Annotated in this window: 18 protein-coding genes; 12 read left to right on the plus strand and 6 right to left on the minus strand. The window is 65.5% G+C overall.

Features of this window, described 5'->3' with window-relative positions; all coding sequences use genetic code 11:
* Positions 1–28: 28 nt before the first annotated feature.
* Complete coding sequence (locus ACTUWL_RS14130; protein ID WP_021082205.1) at positions 29–1357, minus strand: TadE/TadG family type IV pilus assembly protein; 1329 nt, start codon at positions 1355–1357, stop codon at positions 29–31.
* A gap of 172 nt (positions 1358–1529) precedes the next feature.
* On the opposite strand from ACTUWL_RS14130, the gene ACTUWL_RS14135 reads away from it, so the two are divergent.
* The gene (locus ACTUWL_RS14135; protein ID WP_021082206.1) at positions 1530–1940 is read left to right on the plus strand and encodes a (deoxy)nucleoside triphosphate pyrophosphohydrolase; all 411 of its coding nucleotides are present in this window, start codon (positions 1530–1532) and stop codon (positions 1938–1940) included.
* Between the two features lie 405 nt (positions 1941–2345).
* Here ACTUWL_RS14135 and ACTUWL_RS14140 read toward each other — a convergent pair whose 3' ends face one another.
* On the minus strand, positions 2346–3188 hold the full coding sequence (locus ACTUWL_RS14140) for a methyltransferase domain-containing protein (RefSeq protein ID WP_021082207.1): 843 nt from the start codon (positions 3186–3188) through the stop codon (positions 2346–2348).
* Positions 3189–3266: 78 nt separating this feature from the next.
* On the opposite strand from ACTUWL_RS14140, the gene ACTUWL_RS14145 reads away from it, so the two are divergent.
* The 5 genes from ACTUWL_RS14145 (at position 3267) to ACTUWL_RS14165 (ending at position 6290) form a co-directional block, all read left to right on the plus strand.
* Positions 3267–4076: a ComF family protein gene (locus ACTUWL_RS14145; RefSeq protein ID WP_021082208.1), complete on the plus strand. Its 810-nt coding sequence runs from the start codon at positions 3267–3269 to the stop codon at positions 4074–4076.
* A 29-nt stretch (positions 4077–4105) separates the two neighbouring features.
* On the plus strand, positions 4106–4378 hold the full coding sequence (gene grxC / locus ACTUWL_RS14150; RefSeq protein WP_021082209.1) for a glutaredoxin 3: 273 nt from the start codon (positions 4106–4108) through the stop codon (positions 4376–4378).
* Entirely contained in the window at positions 4378–5256 is an 879-nt protein-coding gene (locus ACTUWL_RS14155; protein WP_021082210.1) for a carbon-nitrogen hydrolase family protein, read from the plus strand. The genes grxC and ACTUWL_RS14155 overlap by 1 nt, the downstream gene beginning before the upstream one ends.
* Positions 5253–5723 carry a DUF1178 family protein gene (locus ACTUWL_RS14160; protein ID WP_021082211.1) on the plus strand — a complete coding sequence of 157 codons (471 nt, stop codon included), beginning with the start codon at positions 5253–5255 and terminating at the stop codon, positions 5721–5723. Before ACTUWL_RS14155 ends, ACTUWL_RS14160 begins: the two co-directional genes overlap by 4 nt.
* A 126-nt stretch (positions 5724–5849) precedes the next feature.
* Positions 5850–6290, plus strand: coding sequence for an EamA family transporter (locus ACTUWL_RS14165; protein ID WP_106940564.1), 441 nt, complete (start codon positions 5850–5852; stop codon positions 6288–6290).
* A gap of 1 nt (position 6291) precedes the next feature.
* On the opposite strand, the gene ACTUWL_RS14170 is transcribed toward ACTUWL_RS14165, so the two are convergent.
* Complete coding sequence (locus ACTUWL_RS14170; protein WP_035653523.1) at positions 6292–7191, minus strand: DMT family transporter; 900 nt, start codon at positions 7189–7191, stop codon at positions 6292–6294.
* A gap of 304 nt (positions 7192–7495) precedes the next feature.
* Here ACTUWL_RS14170 and ACTUWL_RS14175 point away from each other — a divergent pair, with 304 nt between their 5' ends.
* Entirely contained in the window at positions 7496–8788 is a 1293-nt protein-coding gene (locus ACTUWL_RS14175) for an IS4 family transposase (RefSeq protein ID WP_110201936.1), read from the plus strand.
* 49 nt (positions 8789–8837) lie between these two features.
* Here the strand turns inward: ACTUWL_RS14175 and ACTUWL_RS14180 are convergent, their stop codons facing one another.
* From ACTUWL_RS14180 to ACTUWL_RS14190, 3 genes are all read right to left on the minus strand, one after another.
* Positions 8838–9119 carry a GIY-YIG nuclease family protein gene (locus ACTUWL_RS14180; protein WP_021081960.1) on the minus strand — a complete coding sequence of 94 codons (282 nt, stop codon included), beginning with the start codon at positions 9117–9119 and terminating at the stop codon, positions 8838–8840.
* Between the two features lie 297 nt (positions 9120–9416).
* The gene (gene ubiG / locus ACTUWL_RS14185) at positions 9417–10175 is read right to left on the minus strand and encodes a bifunctional 2-polyprenyl-6-hydroxyphenol methylase/3-demethylubiquinol 3-O-methyltransferase UbiG (protein WP_021081959.1); all 759 of its coding nucleotides are present in this window, start codon (positions 10173–10175) and stop codon (positions 9417–9419) included.
* Positions 10176–10189: 14 nt separating this feature from the next.
* On the minus strand, positions 10190–10657 hold the full coding sequence (locus ACTUWL_RS14190) for a PH domain-containing protein (protein ID WP_021081958.1): 468 nt from the start codon (positions 10655–10657) through the stop codon (positions 10190–10192).
* Between the two features lie 177 nt (positions 10658–10834).
* On the opposite strand from ACTUWL_RS14190, the gene ACTUWL_RS14195 reads away from it, so the two are divergent.
* The 5 genes from ACTUWL_RS14195 to ACTUWL_RS14215 all read left to right on the plus strand — a co-directional run bounded on the left by ACTUWL_RS14195 (position 10835) and on the right by ACTUWL_RS14215 (position 18177).
* Positions 10835–12091 carry an aspartate kinase gene (locus tag ACTUWL_RS14195; protein WP_021081957.1) on the plus strand — a complete coding sequence of 419 codons (1257 nt, stop codon included), beginning with the start codon at positions 10835–10837 and terminating at the stop codon, positions 12089–12091.
* A 450-nt stretch (positions 12092–12541) separates the two neighbouring features.
* Positions 12542–14809, plus strand: a complete 2268-nt coding sequence (ptsP, locus tag ACTUWL_RS14200) for a phosphoenolpyruvate--protein phosphotransferase (protein WP_106940562.1) — start codon at positions 12542–12544, stop codon at positions 14807–14809.
* A gap of 68 nt (positions 14810–14877) precedes the next feature.
* A complete protein-coding gene (gene prfA / locus ACTUWL_RS14205) occupies positions 14878–15957 on the plus strand; it encodes a peptide chain release factor 1 (RefSeq protein WP_021081955.1) in 1080 nt (359 codons plus the stop codon).
* Positions 15958–16009: 52 nt separating this feature from the next.
* Positions 16010–16897 carry a peptide chain release factor N(5)-glutamine methyltransferase gene (gene prmC, locus ACTUWL_RS14210; RefSeq protein WP_021081954.1) on the plus strand — a complete coding sequence of 296 codons (888 nt, stop codon included), beginning with the start codon at positions 16010–16012 and terminating at the stop codon, positions 16895–16897.
* A gap of 497 nt (positions 16898–17394) precedes the next feature.
* A complete protein-coding gene (locus ACTUWL_RS14215) occupies positions 17395–18177 on the plus strand; it encodes a DUF4167 domain-containing protein (RefSeq protein ID WP_021081953.1) in 783 nt (260 codons plus the stop codon).
* The last annotated feature ends 37 nt before the right edge of the window (positions 18178–18214 follow it).

Consider the following 18214-nt stretch of genomic DNA (forward strand, 5'->3'; position numbering starts at 1 on the left):
ACCGCTTCGCACTTTTCCGGATCATGCTTTAGCTGCTGATCCGCGCGTTGGCGACCGCCTTCTTGAACAGCGCGTTCATCGCGTCCGCGATGCCCTGGGTCGGGCTGACCTCGAAGTAGAAGCCCGGCGACGCGCAGGCCTGCATGTTCTGCGCGATCTCGCTGTTCGGCGACGGACCGAACGGGCCCTTGTTGAACGGATCGATCCAGCTCATGTACCAATTGTTGGTCGGCAGCTGCAGATAGGTGGTGTAGAGCACCGCGATCTTGATGCCGCGGTTCTTGATTGCCGTGCAGAGCGCCGGGTTGATCGGCGACTGGCAGCGGTTGCTGCCGGTGATCGGCTTCAGGCAGCTTGAATTGGGCTCGTCAGCCACGCCATCGGACACGAAGAACAGATACTTCAGCGGCGCCGCCGAGGTGCCGGGGCCCGGCGCGCTGATCGCGTTGCTGATGGCCGGAAACACCGTGGTGAACTGGGTGTCCTTGTCGGCGGTGTAGGCGTCGTTGTTGCCGTAGACGCCCATCAGATCGATGTTGCCGGCCGCGGTCTTGGCGCTCGACAGGCTGGCCGACAGCGAGAACAGCGGGCGCAGGCCGATCGTCTGCGAAGAGGCGCCGAAATCGTAGATCGCCATCCGGTACTGGCTGGAATAGGTCGCGGTATTCGCCGCCGTGTCCATCAACTGCTGGGTCGCGCTGCGCAGCACGTCGATTCGCGTCGTGACGCCGAGCGTCTTGGCGAGATTGTAGTAGTTGTTGGGATCGTTGTAGTCGTGGCAGGCGAAGGCGCACTGGTCCGGGGTGTTGTTGACCATCTTGGTGACATCGGTCGGCGTCGCCGCAACCCCCATCGACGGCGAGTTGTCGAGCAGGAGATAGAAATCGATATAGAGCGGCATGGTCGCGGTCGAGGTCGAGGTACCCGACACGGACACCTTGCCCTGCCCGATGACGCCGAGGAACATGGTCGGGACATCGGCCGTGAACTTGACCGTCGAGGTGATGGTGCCGCCGCTCTTGGTCATGGTCGGCGTCACGCTCGTCAGCGTAAAGCCGTTCTGGTTGAAGACGTTGCCGTTGAAGATCTTCCTCGCATCGGCTTCGCCCGCCGTGATCTCGCCGTCCGAGGTCATGGCGCCGGCCGCGATGAAGCCGGGCGATCCCCTGGCGACCGACCCGACGCTCGCCGCGTCGGCGGCGGATATCAGCTTGCTGCGGATCTGGTTGGCGCGCGAATAGTCGACCGCGCATCCGACGGCGATCATCAGCGGCAGCAGAGCGAGGCCGAAGATCATCGCAATGTTGCCGGAGCGATCGCGGCGGAAACGGCTGAGGGTCCGGATCAAGGTGCTCATGGGTTATATCGGCACAAGAAATGATGGGTAGATAAACGGCTCCACCCTGCCGGCGACGAATTAAGAGCGGCTTATCGCGGACGCAGAAAGAGCGTGCGGGCACAAATCGTTTGGCCGAGGGGCGCATTGCTGGTTAATGAAAGCTTGCAGATCAGAAGGAAATTCCCGCTTTATGGCTGACATCAAGCTGACCCTCGTCGTCGCCTGCGCGCTGGTCGACGCCGACAAACGCGTGCTGCTGGCGCAGCGCCCCGCAGGCAAGGCGCTGGCGGGCCTGTGGGAATTCCCCGGCGGCAAGATCGAACCGGGCGAGCGGCCGGAACAGACCCTGATCCGCGAGCTGCACGAGGAGATCGGCATCACGGTGAGCGAGCCGTGCCTCGCGCCGCTGACCTTCGCCAGCCACGCCTACGAGACCTTCCATTTGCTGATGCCGCTCTACATCTGCCGCCGCTGGGAGGGCATGGCGGTGGCGCGCGAGGGCCAGAACCTCGCCTGGGTCCGCGCGGGCAAGCTGCGCGACTACCCGATGCCGCCCGCCGACATCCCGCTGCTGCCGCACCTGATGGATTTGCTGCTGTGACCTCCTCTGCCGCTCCGGGGAGGTGCGTTGCCAAAAACATCAAAAACAACCCCATGCAAAGGCAGCCGGCGGTAGCCGGCGCTCGACCAGGCGACTTGACACGTCGGGCAACTCACCCGCATAATTCCATTATTCCGAAATCGTGGAGACGTCCCTCGCCCCCTTGCTCGCGCTGATAAAGGGACCTGACGGTAAGGGACGCACTGTGGACAGGCTCCCTCCCCACTTGCGGGGGAGGGCTGGGGAGAGGGGTGCCACACGGCGCGCTCTCTCCGCATGATCTTGAACACGCGCGCAGAATTGCGAAAGCGATGATCACACGAATATCTCGCTCGGGGCTACCCCTCTCCCCAACCCTCTCCCGCAAGGGGAGAGGGAGCCTGAGCAGCGTGCGCCCCTAACGGCTCAACGCTTCACACCCTTCACCGCCGCCTCCAGGCTCGCCTTCGCCGAGCCCGGCTTCAGCGGCTTCGGCTGGCTGTCATGCGGCGCCCAGCCGGACAGCCAGACGATGTCGAAGGTGGCGCGGATGCGGCCGTCGGGATCGGCGAAGCGCTCGCCGTAGATCTGCGCCATGCGCAGCATGGTGGCGCGGCGGGTCGGGGCGTGGCGGCGCTCGTGCAGCACATTGGTCGCGCCCATGCGCCTGAGATCGGCCATCAGCGCGAACGCGCTGGCATAGCGCACCACGACGCGGTCGACATCGGTGACCGGCAGCGCGAAGCCAGCGCGCTGCAACAACGCCCCGATGTCGCGCAAATCGGCGAACGGCGCGACGCGCGGCGACACGCCGCCCTCGCACTCCGCCTCCGCCGCGGCGAAGCTTTGCCTGAGTTCGGTCAGCGTATCGCCGCCGAGCATCGCAGCGAGCAAGAGCCCGTCCGGCTTCAGCGCGCGGCGGATCTGCGCGAGCACGCCGGGCAGATCGTTGACGAACTGGAAGGCCAGCGCGGAGACCATGAGATCGAGCGACTCCGGCGGCAGACCGAGCGCTTCCGCCTCGCTGAAGCCGATCGGATCGACCGATCCGACACGCCCGCGCAGGGCGTCCCCGAGCCCGTCACCCGGCGTCCAGAGATCGGCCGCCGCCGAAAAGCTGCGCGATACCGCCTGCAAACGGTCCGCCATGTCTGCGGTGACACGCTCGAGCAGGAACGTCGCCGCCCCCGCGCGCCGGGCGCGCGACAGCCGCGCGGCGAGCAATGCGCGATCGAACAGGTTGGGAGCGGTGGCCGGGTTCGGTGCCATGCCGGCTGGTTACGCCGGACCGCCGTCGCAGGCAATGCGCCTTGAGCCCGCGTTGCGCAAACGCTAGCCTCGCCTGCCATGGACGCCGAGGCATCACCGACACGCTCCATTACCGGTCAGGTCCAGCGCGCGCTCGGCGCGGTCGGCGGCGCTTGGTTGCGGACTGCGCGGCTGGCGCTCGACATCGCGCTGCCGACGCTGTGCGTGTCCTGCCGCGAGCCGGTCCATGGCGAAGGGGTCTGTGCGGCGTGCTGGGCCAAATTGTCGTTCATCGCGCCGCCGTTCTGCCCGCGGCTCGGCATTCCCTTTGTCTACGATCCAGGTCCCGAATTGCTCTCGATGGAGGCGATCGCCCATCCGCCGGCCTACAGCAGGGCCCGCGCCGCGGTGCGCTATGACGATGTTGCGCGTACGCTGGTCCATGCATTGAAATATCAGGATCGCACCGATCTGGCGCCCACAATGGGTCGCTGGATGGCCCGGGCGGGGAAGGAATTGCTCTCCGAGGCCGACATGCTGGTTCCGGTTCCGCTGCACTGGCGGCGGGGCTGGAGCCGGCGCTACAACCAGTCCGGCGCGCTCGCCAAGGTGATCGCGCGCCACAGCGGCGTGAAAATGGTCTCCGAGGCGTTGCGACGCACCCGCGCCACCGAGCAGCAGATCGGGCTGTCGCGCAAGGACCGCGCCAGCAATGTGCAGGGCGCATTCGGGGTCGCCGATGAACGCAAGGCTGACATCCAGGGCCGCCGCGTGGTCCTGGTCGACGACGTCCTGACCTCGGGTGCGACAGTGGATGCCTGCGCACGGGCGCTGCTGCGGGCCAAGGCCGCGCAAGTCGACGTGCTGGTGTTCGCCCGGGTTGTCGATACCCACCGTGCTCCCATATAATCTGTCATTCAGGTTCAACCGAGCACACCATGACCGCTGCCATTGAAATCTACACCCGCCCGGGCTGCGGTTATTGCACCGCGGCCAAATCGCTTTTGACGCGCAAGAACGCCGCGTTCACCGAACTCAGCGTCGCGAGCAACCCGGCCTACCGCGACGAGATGTACGATCGCGCCGGCAGCGGGGCGACCTTCCCGCAGATCTTCATCGGCCAGACCCATGTCGGCGGCTGCGATGAGCTCTACGCGCTCGACCGCGAGGGCAAGCTCGACGGCCTGCTCAGCAACGGAGGCGGCGACTGATGGTCACGGACAACAAATTCACCGCCGCGATGGTGCAGATGCGCACCGGATTGCTGCCCGAGCCGAGCCTCGAGCAGGGCACGCGGCTGATCCGCGAGGCGGCGGCGCAGGGCGCCAAATACGTGCTGACCCCCGAGGTCAGCAACATGATGCAGCTGAACCGCGCGGCGCTGTTCGAGCATTTGGCCAGCGAAGAGGACGACAAGTCGCTGCAGGCATACCGCGCGCTCGCCGCGGAGCTGAAGATCCATCTGCATATCGGCTCGCTGGCGCTGCGCTACTCGCCGGAAAAGGCGGTCAACCGCTCGTTCCTGATCGGGCCCGAGGGCAATGTGCTCGCGAGCTACGACAAGATCCACATGTTCGACATCGATCTGCCGGGCGGCGAGAGCTACCGCGAATCGGCCAATTACCAGCCCGGCGAGACCGCCGTGATCTCCGACCTGCCCTGGGGCCGGATCGGATTGACGATCTGCTACGACGTGCGCTTCCCGGCGCTCTATCGCGCGCTGGCCGAGGCCGGGGCCTCCTTCCTCACCGTCCCCTCCGCCTTCACCCGCAAGACCGGCGAAGCGCATTGGCACACGCTGCTGCGCGCCCGCGCCATCGAGACCGGCTGCTTCGTGTTCGCCGCGGCGCAAGCCGGCCTGCATGAGAACAAGCGCGAGACCTTCGGGCATTCGCTGATCATCGACCCCTGGGGCGAGATCCTCGCCGAGGGCGGCGTCGAGCCAGGCGTGTTCCTCGCCGAGATCGATCCCGCCAAGGTCGAGACCGCGCGCAAGACCATTCCCTCGTTGCAGCACGGCAGGCGTTTCGGCATCGCCGACCCCAAGGCCGGCCCGGAGCATCTGCACCTCGTCCGGGGTTCGGCATGATCCGCTACACGCTGCGCTGCGCGCGCGGCCATCAGTTCGAGAGCTGGTTCCAGAGCTCCTCGGCCTATGAATCGCAGGAGCGGCGTCACCTGATCAATTGTCCGTCCTGCGGCTCGGCCGAGATCGAGCGTGCGATCATGGCGCCGCAAATCGTCAGCAAGAAAGGCCGCGAACCGGCCCAGCCTGCGCCGGCCTCGCCTGTCGAAGCGACCGCCACTGAATCGACGTCGCTGATGATGGCGCAGGAGCGCGAGCTGCGCAGCAAGCTGAAGGAACTGCGCGACCACATCGTGAAGAATGCCGACAATGTCGGCGACCGCTTCCCCAACGAAGCCCGCAAGATGCATTACGGCGATATCGAGCACCGGCCGATCTACGGCGAGGCCTCGCCCGAGGAAGCGCGCGCGCTGATCGACGAAGGCGTCGAGGTCTCGCCGCTGCCGACGCTGCCGGAAGACCGGAATTGACGCCCTTCCGTGATTCCGGGGCGCGCGAAGCGAGAACCCGGAATCCATCGGGCCACAAGTCCGGCGTTGGAATGGATTCCGGGCCCGCGCAAAGGGGCGCGCCCCGGAACGACGGAAGAGAGTGACATGACCCCCGAGACATTTTCTTCCTGGCAGGTCTGGGCGTTTCTGTCCGCCGTGTTCGCGGCCTTGACCGCGATCTTCGCCAAGGTCGGCGTCGAGGGCATCAACTCCGATCTCGCGACCCTGATCCGCACCGTGGTCGTCCTGATCACGCTGTCGGCGATCCTGTTTGCGACCGGGCAGTTCACCCAGGCCGGACCGATCTCGACCAAAAGCTGGCTGTTCCTGCTGCTGTCCGGGCTCGGCACCGGCGCGTCGTGGATCTGCTATTTCCGCGCGCTCAAACTTGGGCCGGCCACACTGGTCGCGCCGATCGATAAGCTCAGCGTGGTGCTGGTGGCGCTGTTCGGCGCCGCGTTCCTCGGCGAACGCCCCTCGCCCTATGGCTGGATCGGGATCGCGCTGATCTCGGCCGGCGCGGTGCTGATCGCTGTTAAAGGCTGATCTACGCGGCGATCAAGAGCGCGACGCCGATCACGATCAGGACGATGCCGAACACCTCGCGCAGCGAGAACGGCTGCTTGAGCGAGAAATAGGCTACGCCCTGCGCGAACAGCACCTCGATCAGCGCCAGCGTGCGCACATTGGCGGCGGCGGTGAGTGCGAACGCCAGGAACCAGAACTGCGACGAGAACGCACCCATGAAGCCCGCGAATAGCGAGGGCCGCCACAGGCCGAGGATCTTCCGCAGCACATCGGGCGCGCGCAGCAAGAGATAGACCGACAGGATCAGGGTCTGGACGAACAGGCTCCACATCAGCGTGTAGGAGGCCGCCGTGACAAACGAGACGCCGGGCACCGCGATGATCGCGCCGCGGAAGCTCACCGCCGAGATCGCGAACACCGCAGCCGCGCCGAGGCCGAGCACTGTCGGGCGCAGATCGGCAAAGCTCTTTTGCCCGCCGGGCCTCAGCGCGGTGACGACGACGCCGACGGTTGCGATCACGATCGCGATCACCTTGGCCGACGTCAGATGGTCGCCGAGGAAGACGAAGCCGAAGATCGCGGTCTGGATCGCCTCGGTCTTCATGTAGGCGGTCGTCACCACGAAGGAACGGTCGTTCATCGCCAGCAGCATGAAGCCGGTGCCGACGATCTGGCTGAGCGCGCCGGACAACAGCCACGGCCAGAACGACGCCAGCGGCCACGGCACGGGGTCGCCGGTCACGAGGATCGCGAGCACAAAGAACACCACCGAGAACGGCAGGCCGAACAGGAAGCGGATATTGGTCGCGCCCCAGGTCCCGAGCGGCCCGGTCAGCTGCCGCTGCATCGCATTGCGCGCCACCTGCCCGAACGCAGCGACGATCGTGAAGGGAATCCAGAGCGAGGAGAGCGTGAACATGCGGGATAAGGGGTGCGCCGGGCGGGAGTACGCGCGCAGCGTGCCGGGCCGCACTGATGCGGTCAACTGGCGCTGTGCATGACAGGCCTGCGCCCGTGCCACAAACTCACTGTCGTCCCTGCGAACGCACTAGGGCATGCACACATCTAGTTGGGTGGGGATTCCCGAATCGGTATTTCGTGTGATTCATATTGCGGCACTTCGGCTTTGGCGGAGGTGTCGACATGCTGGCGCAAATTGACTGGTCATTAGGTCGGTTCGGGGATCTCCGCCTCGATAAAGGGGGGCGGCGCTCGTCGAATGCATGGTCGCGGGCAAGGATGTCTGCCTGCGACGGCTGGCAGGAGGCATGCGTGCCCGGGAGGTGCGCTTCAACCGCTTTCTCGGCAATGCCAAGGTGACGACGACGCGGATAATCGAAAGCTGGAGCGATGGTACGGTAATGGCGGCCGAAGGCCGCCATGTGCTGGCGATCCAGGATACCAGCGAGATCAATTTTGCCACCAAGGCACAAAACCGGCGTGGCTTGGGCGAGATCGGTCATGGCAACACCCGCGGGGTGTTGCTGCACCCGATGCTGGCCGCAGACGCGGAAAGCGGCTGCTGCCTTGGCCTGTTGCACGGCGAGATCTGGACCCGCCAGGGCCGCCGCACCGTCTCGCACGACAATCGCGATCTGAAGGACAAAGAATCGCAACGCTGGATCGCGACCGCTCTGGCAGCCAAGCCGCTGTTGGCGAAGGCTGCGATGGTGACCATGCTGGGCGACCGCGAGAGCGACATCTTCGCGCTCTACGCCTGCGCCGCAGAACACCAGTTCCACGTCATTGCCCGGAGCATGCATGATCGCAAGCTGGCGGATGGCTGTGGCCTGTATGCGGCCAGCGAGGCCATGACCAGCATCGAACAACGGACCATCGTATTGCCTGCGCGAGCACAACGGCCTGAGCGGGCTGCGCTTCTCGATCTGCGCTTCGGCGCCGTCGAACTGGCCCGACCGCAAACCAAGTTCCTGCGCCATCTGCCGAAAAGCCTACCCTTGATCCTGGTCGATGTGCGCGAGATCGAGCCGCAGGCCGGGATCGAGCCGCTGCACTGGCGGCTGCTCACCACGCATCCGGTGACGAATGCAGAAGAGGCCTGGCGCATTATCGAATGGTACAAGCGGCGGTGGCTGATCGAGCAGTTCTTCCGCATCTTGAAGACACAAGGCCTCAAGCTCGAAGACAGTCAGATCGGGACCGCCGAGCGGCTTCTCAAGCTGGTCGCGATCGCGGCCAAGGCGGCAGTCATCTCCCTTCAGCTTGTGCAGGCGCGCGATGGTCGCGACAACCAGTCTGTCCGAATTGCCTTCAATGCTGGGGAAGTCGCTACACTTGCCGCCCTCAATCGCAACCTCGAAGCCCAAAGCAAGCGGCTGAGAAACCCGCACCCGCCTGACAGCCTCGCTTGGGCCGCCTGGATTATCGGCCGGCTCGGCGGCTGGGACGGCTATCCATCGTCCAAACCGCCGGGCCCCATCACTATGAAACACGGCCTGCAATACTTCCACGCCGCAGCCGCTGGATGGTCCCTCAGAGATCTGTGCATGCCCTAGTGCGAACGCAGGGACCCATAACCACAGGGAGCGGTATGTGGCACACCGGTCAGACAAGCAGGTCGCTGAGATCCCGCCATTCGAGATTCTCTCGCTCAATCAGCTCGATCTTCCAGTCACGCTTCCATTTCTTGAGCTGCTTCTCGCGTGCGATGGCTTCTTCAGCCCGTTCATAGGCTTCCACATATACAAGGCGGTAAACACCATATGTCTTGACGAATGCTGAGCCCTTTCCGGCTCTATGCTCCTCAAGCCGCTTCTGAACGGAATTCGTCACGCCGATATACAGCGTGCCATGGCGTTGGCTGGCGAGGATGTAGACGTAGTACATGCTCGGAACGCGGACCTCGCCCGATTATTCGGGCCGGTGGTTATGGGTCCCTGCGTTCGCAGGGACGACACCTTTCTGGAGGACATAGCGTCTCACATCTTCAACGGTCGCGCCACAAGCTCCGTGTCGCCCCTGCGAACGCAGGGGCCCATAACCCCAGGGAGCTATTTGGGGCACGATGGCCGGACCGCCGACCTACAACAAATCGGAACGCGGACCTTGCCCAACTATTGGCGCCGGTGGTTATGGGTCTCTGCGTTCGCAGGGACGACACCGGTTGTGTGGATGCGAACAACCCTACACCTCTTCCGCCACCACCATGTAGTTCACGTCCATGTCGGTCGAGACGGTCCATTTGTCGGCGAGCGGGTTGTAGACCACGCCGGCCTGTTCGGTGACGGTCAGGTTGACGTCGCCGAGATAGCGTTCGAGCTCGGCGGGGGTGACGAACTTGCTCCACTCATGGGTGCCGCGCGGCAGCCAGCGCAGCACGTATTCGGCGCCGACGATCGCCAGCGCAAAGCTCTTCCAGTTGCGGTTCAACGTCGAGACCACCATCAGCCCGCCGGGCTTGAGCATGACGGCGCAGCGCTTGATGAAGGCGCCGACGTCGACGACATGCTCGACGACCTCCATCGCCAGCACGATGTCGAAGCGCTCGCGGACGTCCATCTCCTCCACCGTGGTGCAACGGTAGTCGATCGACAGATGGCCCTTGTCGGCGTGCAGCTTCGCCGCGGATATGTTGGTGGCCGACGGATCGATCCCGATCACCTGGGCCCCTAACCGCGTGAACGGCTCGCACAACAACCCGGCGCCGCAGCCGATGTCGAGCAGGCGCAGGCCGGACAGGCAGCTCAGGCTCTTGACGTTGCGCTCGAACTTGCGGCAGGCGGCGTCGCGGATATAGGTCAGGCGCAGCGGATTGATCTTGTGCAGCGGCGCCATCTTGCCGCGCGGATCCCACCATTCATCCGACAGTTTCGAAAACTTCGCGATCTCGGCCGGATCGACCGAGCTGGCGGAGGCACTGGAAAGAGTTGTTTGCGTGGCCATGATTGCGCGCGCCCCTATCGCGCGGTGATCGAATTGCGGAACGATAGCGGCGAAGCGATGGTCTTGATGATCTCGATGCCCTCGCCTACGCCGCGGATGGTGACGTCGCCATAATTGAGCAGCCGCCCCGCGATGCTCTGGTTGACGTCGACGCTCTCGACCTTGTCGAGGCTCATCTCGAAGGTGCGCCGCTTGATGAAGCCGGTCTTGTGCACCACGCGAAAATTGGTGACGTCGGTTTCGGTGGTCCAGCGGTGGAACCAGGCCGCGGCGGTCCAGTACAGGGCCGCGACCGCGACCACGGCGGCCGTCGCGAGGCAGGCCAGCACCAGGCCGTCGACGGTCGTGAACCTCGACAGGATCAGCAGCGCCAGCGCCGCAACCCAGGCGATGATGGCCGGCCAGTAGAAGATCCAGTGCGCATTGGTGGAATACAGCACCTTCTCGCCGGGCTGCAGGATTTCGTCGATGTAACGTCCCATCCAACCCGCCTTCGAGTTACCTCAGCGCCACAACCGGCCTGCAACCGGCCGTAACACCCCCAGGAACCGGCTTGCCCCCGGGCGCGGCGCTATGTATACGCGCCTTTCGGTCCCCGCGCTTGCGGTTTTCGGCGTGGGTTAACCTACTTATCCTCTTAAAGGAATAGACGCGTCGTCATGGGCCGCCTCGTGATGAAATTCGGCGGTACGTCCGTCGCCAATATCGATCGTATCCGCAACGTCGCGCAGCACGTGAAGCGCGAGGTCGACGCGGGCCACGAGGTCGCCGTCGTCGTCTCCGCGATGTCCGGCAAGACCAACGAGCTGGTGGCCTGGTGCACCGAGGCCTCGCCGATGCACGACGCGCGCGAATATGACGCCGTGGTCGCCTCCGGCGAACAGGTCACTTCGGGCTTGCTTGCGATCGTGCTGCAGGGCATCGGCATCCAGGCGCGCTCCTGGCAGGGCTGGCAGATCCCGATCAAGACCTCGGACGCGCATGCCTCGGCGCGCATCCTCGAGATCGACGGTACCGAGATCATCGACCGTTTCAAGGAGCGCAAGGAAGTCGCTGTCATTGCCGGCTTCCAGGGCATCAACCCGCAGACCGGCCGCATCACCACGCTCGGCCGCGGCGGTTCGGACACCTCGGCGGTGGCGATCGCGGCCGCGTTGAAAGCCGACCGCTGCGACATCTACACCGACGTCGACGGCGTCTACACCACCGACCCCCGCGTGGTGCCGAAGGCGCGGCGACTCGACAAGATCGCGTTCGAGGACATGCTGGAGCTGGCTTCGCAGGGCGCCAAGGTGCTGCAGGTTCGCTCGGTGGAACTCGGCATGGTGCACAACATGCCGATCTTCGTGCGCTCCAGCTTCGACAAGCCAGAGGATATCGACCCGCACGCCAACCAGCCGCCGGGCACGCTGATCTGCAGCGAGGAGGAAATCATGGAAATGCACGTCGTCACCGGCATCGCCTTCTCCAAGGACGAAGCCCAGATTTCCGTGCGCCAGATCGAGGACAAGCCGGGCGTCGCCGCGGCGATCTTCGGGCCGCTCGCGGATGCCAACATCAACGTCGACATGATCGTGCAGAACGTGTCGGAGGACGGCAAGACCACCGACCTCACCTTCACCGTGCCGGCCACCGACTACAACCGCGCCAAGGACACCATTACCTCCGCCAAGGCCAGGATCGGCTATGCCAGGCTCGACACCGAGACCGACGTCGCCAAGGTGTCGGTGATCGGCAGCGGCATGCGCAGCCATGCCGGCGTCGCGGCGAAGGCGTTCAAGGCGCTGGCCGAGCGCAACATCAACATCCGCGCCATCACGACGTCAGAGATCAAGTTCTCGGTCCTGATCGACGCCGCCTACACCGAACTCGCGGTGCGCACGCTGCACACGCTGTACGGCCTGGATCAGGCGTAGGAGCGACCGGCATCCGAGCGGCGGGTGGGCTCTCTCCGCCGTCATTCCGGGGCGTGCGCAGCACGAGCCCGGAATCCATGGGGCCACGAGTTTTGCGGATGAATGGATTCCGGGCTCTCGCTTCGCGAGCCCCGGAATGACGGGAGAAGCAGGAGCCGTACTCCCTCACCCCTACCCCGGAGTTAGAATTTCTCTTAGCGGGCGCAGCATTGGGCTGACGCAGACGTTATTTGCTACTGGCAGGCGTTTTGCTTGGCAAAGCGAGCCTCGATTGGCTATACGGCCAGTCAGGTAGGCTGTCGCAAACTGTGGCACAGTTTGGTGATCCCGAATCGGCGGGAACTGGCGCGTGCGGCGACACCGAATGACTAAAATTGTTGTTTTTGAAGAGTTTCGCGCCAGCGGCCGGCCGGCCCGCTGCGCCGGCCTTGCGGGGAGGGACTGAAGCACATGCGGAGCGCGTCGGGAGGCCCACGCATCCTGTTGAGACGGCTCCGCGAAACCATGGCGGAGCAAGTCTCCGCCCAGGAGCGCCTCGACAAGATCGTGGTGCTGATCGCGGCCAACATGGTGGCCGAGGTCTGCTCCTGCTACGTGCTGCGCGTCGACAACACGCTCGAGCTCTATGCCACCGAAGGTCTGAATCGCGACGCCGTGCACCGTACCGTGCTGAGCGCGCATGAGGGCCTGGTCGGCCTCGTCGCCAGCGAGGCGACGCCGCTCAATCTGTCCGACGCGCAAAGCCATCCGGCCTTCGCTTACCGCCCGGAGACCGGCGAAGAGGCCTACCACTCGTTCCTCGGCGTGCCGATCCTGCGCGCCGGCAACACGCTCGGCGTCCTCGTCGTGCAGAACCGCGCCAAGCGGACCTATGTCGAGGAAGAGGTCGAGGCGCTGCAGACCACCGCCATGGTGCTGGCGGAGATGATCGCATCCGGCGAGCTCGCCGCGCTGGCCCAGCCGGGCGCCGAGCCCGCCGCGCGGCACTCGCTGCACAAGACCGGCGCGGTGCTGTCCGACGGCATCGCGCTCGGCCATGTCGTGCTGCACGAGCCGCGCGTCGTCATCACCAACTACATCGCCGAGGACCTGCCGAAGGAGATCAAGCGGCTCGACACCGCGCTCGCCAATCTGCGCGCCGATCTCGACCGCATGCTGGAGCGCGGCGACGTCGCCGAAGGCGGCGAGCACCGCGAGGTGCTGGAAGCCTACCGCATGTTCGCCAACGACCAGGGCTGGTCGCACAAGCTGCATGAGGCGGTCGCCACCGGCCTCACTGCGGAAGCCGCCGTCGAGCGCGTGCAGTCCGACACCCGCGCGCGCATGCTGCGCTCGACCGATCCGTATCTGCGCGACCGGCTGCACGACCTCGAGGATCTCGGCCATCGGCTGATGCGGCAGCTGGTCGGCCAGGATCATGCACCGTCGCGCGAGCAGCTGCCCGACAACGCCATCCTGATCGCGCGTGCGATGGGACCGGCGGCGCTGCTCGACTACGACCGCAAGCGGCTGCGCGGCCTGGTGCTGGAAGAAGGCACCGCGAACTCCCACGTCTCGATCGTGGCGCGCGCGCTCGGCATTCCCGCGGTCGGCGAGGTGCCGAACGCGCCCGGCATCGCCGATCCCGGCGACGCCATCATCGTCGACGGGATTTCCGGCGAGATCTATGTCCGCCCCTCCGCCGAGATCGAATCGGCCTATGCCGAGCGCGTCCGATTCCGGGCGCGGCGGCAGGCGCAATATTCGGAGCTGCGCGACAAGGCCTGCGTGACCAAGGACGGCCAGCCGATCGAGCTCCTGATCAACGCGGGCCTGACCATCGATCTGCCGCACATCGAGGACACCGGCAGCGCCGGCATCGGCCTGTTCCGCACCGAATTGCAGTTCATGGTGAGCCCGAGCCTGCCGCGCTCGAGCGACCAGCTCGCGCTGTACCGCACCGTGCTCGATGCCGCGGGCAACAAGCCCGTCACCTTCCGCACGCTCGACATCGGCGGCGACAAGGCGCTGCCCTATATGGAGACGGTGGTCGAGGAAAATCCGGCGCTCGGCTGGCGCGCGATCCGGCTCGGCCTCGACCGTCCCGGCCTGTTGCGCGGCCAGATCCGCGCGCTGCTGCGCGCCGGCGGCGGCCGCGCGCTGAAGATCATGTTTCCGATGATCTCCGACATCGCCGAATTCGACCAGGCCAAGGCGATCGTCGAGCGCGAGCTGACCTATCTGCGCCAGCACGGCCATTCGCTGCCCGAGCGGATCGATATCGGCACCATGGTCGAGGTGCCGGCGCTGCTCTACCAGCTCGACGAGCTCTTGAAGAAGGTCGACTTCGTGTCGGTCGGCTCCAACGATTTGTTCCAGTTCCTGTTCGCGGTCGACCGCGGCAATGCCAAGGTCTCCGAGCGCTTCGACATCCTGTCGGCGCCGATCCTGCGCGCGCTGCGCGACATCGTGCGCAAGGCCAGGGCGGCGAAGAAGGCCGCCTCGCTGTGCGGCGAGATGGCCTCGAAACCGATCGGCGCGCTGGCGCTGATCGCGCTCGGCTATCGCTCGCTGTCGCTGTCGGCGACCGCGCACGGCCCGGTCAAGGCGATGATCCTCGACCTCGACGCCAGGAAGGCGGAGGCGATGATCAATCCCCTGCTGGACGCACCGGTCGGCAGCGTCTCGATCCGCGAGGCGCTGACGAAGTTTGCGGAAACCGAGGGGCTGGCCTTGTAGCGACGCTGCCGTCGCCGCTATCGCCCCTTTTGCGCCCTTCGCGCTTTCAGCAAATTCGAGATACCGCCATGCTACCCGAAGCCAAACTCGACGTCCTGCTCGCCCATCACGCCTCGCTCGAGGCCGAGCTGCTCGGCGAGGTGAAGTCCGATCGCTACGTTGCGATCACCCGCGAGCTCGCCGAGCTCAATCCGCTGATCGATGCGGTGAAGCTCTATCGCGCTGCTCGCACTGAACTCGCCGATACCGAGGCGATGCTGGCGGACGCAGGCACCGATCCCGAGATGCGCAGCTTGGCGGAAGCCGAGCTGGAGACGCTGCAGGCGCGGATCGGCGATCTCGAGCAGCAGATCCGGATCGCGCTGCTGCCCAAGGACGCGATGGACGACCGCAACGTGATGCTGGAAATCCGCGCCGGCACCGGCGGCGACGAGGCCTCGCTGTTCGCCGGCGACCTGTTCCGGATGTATGAGCGCTTCGCTGCCTTGCAGGGCTGGAAGGTCGAGGTGATCTCGGCGAGCGAGGGCACCGTCGGCGGCTACAAGGAAATCATCGCCGAGGTGCAGGGCCGCGGCGCGTTCGCCAAGCTGAAATTCGAATCCGGCGTGCACCGGGTGCAGCGCGTTCCCGACACCGAGACGCAGGGCCGCATCCACACCTCGGCCGCGACCGTCGCGGTGCTGCCCGAGGTCGAGGACGTCGATGTCGACATCAAGGACACCGACTTGAGGATCGAGACCATGCGCGCCGGCGGCGCCGGCGGTCAGCACGTCAACAAGACCGAATCGGCGATCCGCATCACCCATCTGCCGACCGGCATCGTGGTGATGATGCAGGACAGCCGCTCGCAGCACAAAAACCGCGCCTCGGCGATGAACATCCTGCGCTCGCGGATCTATGACGCCGAGCGCCAGCGCGTCGAGGCCGCGCGCTCCGCCGACCGCAAGGAGAAGGTCGGCTCCGGCGACCGCTCCGAGCGCATCCGCACCTATAATTTCCCGCAAGGCAGGGTCACCGACCACCGCATCAATTTGACGCTCTACAAGCTGCCGCAGGTGATCGCGGGCGAAGCGCTCGGCGAACTGATCGACGCGCTGACCACCGAGCACCAGGCCGCGCAGCTCGCGGCACAGGGCGCGGCGGCGTGAGATTGGCAGCCCGGATGGAGCGAAGCGAAATCCGGGCTATGAGATGGCGGTGATGTCCGTGAACCAGTTCACTGGCCAGACGATCGACGCGGCCCGGCGCGCGCTTGCAACGCGATTGGCAGCCGCTGCCAACGACTCCGCCGAGCTCGATGCACGGCTGCTGGTCGGTGCCGCGCTCGGCCTCGATTTGACCGGCATGATCACCGCGGCGCATCGCGCGCTGACGGCCGACGAATCAACGCGCCTCGAAGCCCTCGCGCAGCGCCGCCTCGCCGGCGAGCCGGTCGCGCGCATTCTCGGCATCAAGGAATTTTGGGGACTGCCGCTGCATCTCTCGGCCGCGACGCTGGTGCCGCGTCCCGACACCGAAACCGTGGTCGAGCGTGCGCTTGAACTGCTGCGCGCCGACGGCGCGGCCGACCGCGCGCTGCGGATCGCCGATCTCGGCACCGGTTCCGGTGCGATCCTGCTGGCGCTGCTCTCGGAACTGCCCAACGCGCATGGCTTCGCCACTGACATTTCGGCAGAGGCGCTGCAGACCGCGCGCCGGAACGCCGCCGAGCTCGGGCTCGCGGATCGCACGACGTGGGTCCAGTGCGACTACGCCAGCGCGCTGACCGGCGCGTTCGACCTGATCGCATCCAATCCGCCTTACATCCCCTCGGCCGATATCGCCGGTCTCGATATCGAGGTGCGCGCGCACGATCCCCGCGCGGCGCTCGACGGCGGCGCCGATGGGCTCGACGCCTACCGCTCCCTGATTTCGCAATCTGCGGGTCTTTTGGCCTCGGGTGGATTTCTGGTTGTTGAAACTGGGCAGGGCCAAAGCGACGACATTGAAGCCCTGATGACGGCTTCCGGCTTATCCCCAACGGGGCCGCCGAGGGCCGATCTGGGGGGCATTCCGAGGGCCGTTTCCGCCCGCCGGCCGCCCCGATAAAGTCCTATTGGAACGCAAAAAAACCTCTTGGAATATCCCCGGGGAACGACTACGTTCCGGGCACAACATCGGTGCTGGCCCCGTAAACCGTTACGGGTGATGACCAGGGTTCAGCAGAGCCCGCCGATCGAAAGGTTCCAGGAACGCAGGTCTCACAGAGCGCAATTAGCCAAAGCTGTGCTGCTCTCGACCGCCAAGCGAACGAAAGCCTGTTATTGCGCTTGAAGACTTACGCACGAGAACTGGGCCTGTCTCGACGGGCGGAATGATTTGGTCGCTGGCGGCTTTTGCCGGCGGTTGGGGAACGCGTATTTGCTGAACGCGATGGTCAGCGACATCGAAGCCACTTCGAACGGTGCTGCGATTCCGTGCGCCTCGGCGCGCGCCGAATCGGACTTTGCAAATCGGACTTTGCAAATCGGACTTCTGAGCAATCGGACTTTCTGGAATCGGACTGTGGACGGCAATAACTTCAGGGCTGGAATAAAAGGCGACAGATGAGAAACGGTCAGAACAACAAGCGGATGCGCAACCGGAATAACAACAATAATAACAACAACAATAACCGGCGCGGCCAGAATCCCCTGACACGGGTGTACGAATCGAACGGGCCCGACATCAAGATCCGCGGCACGGCCTCCCACGTTGCCGAGAAATACGTCCAGCTCGCGCGCGATGCACGCTCCTCCGGCGATCCGGTGGCGGCTGAAAACTACTATCAGCACGCCGAGCACTACTACCGGATCATCGCGGCCGCGCAGGAGCAGTTCCGGCAGAATCAGCAGCAGCCGCGCCCCGACGCCGAGCCGGTCGCGACCGAAGACGGCGACGACGACAGCGACGGCTATTCGAGCTTCGGCCAGGAGCCGGGCTTCGTGCCGCAGCAGCAGCCCTTCATGCGCGACAACGGCCAGCAGCCCTTCCAGCGCGAGCAGCAGCAGCAGCCGCGCGAGCACCGCGAGCGTGACCAGCAGCCGCCGCGTGAGCATCGCGAACGCGAGCATCGTCCGCAGCCGCAATATCAGCCGCAACCGCAGAACCAGCCGCAGCCCGCGATGGCCGATGCCGGCGGCGTCGATCGCCTGCCCTCGTTCATCACCGGTGGCGCGCAGCCGCAGGTCAACGGTGGCGCCTATGAAGCCAGCAATGGCGGTGGTGCCGAACGCGGCGAGCGCAGCGAGCGCTTCCCGCGCCGCCGCCGCCGTCCGCACGGTCCGCGTCCCGACATGGCAGCGCAGCCCGCGCCGAGCGGCGACGACTTCAATCCGGGCAACGAGTAAAGCACATATGCAGCCACCCTCCCTTCCAGGGGAGGGT

This window comes from Bradyrhizobium sp. WCU1 (genome assembly GCF_053474805.1).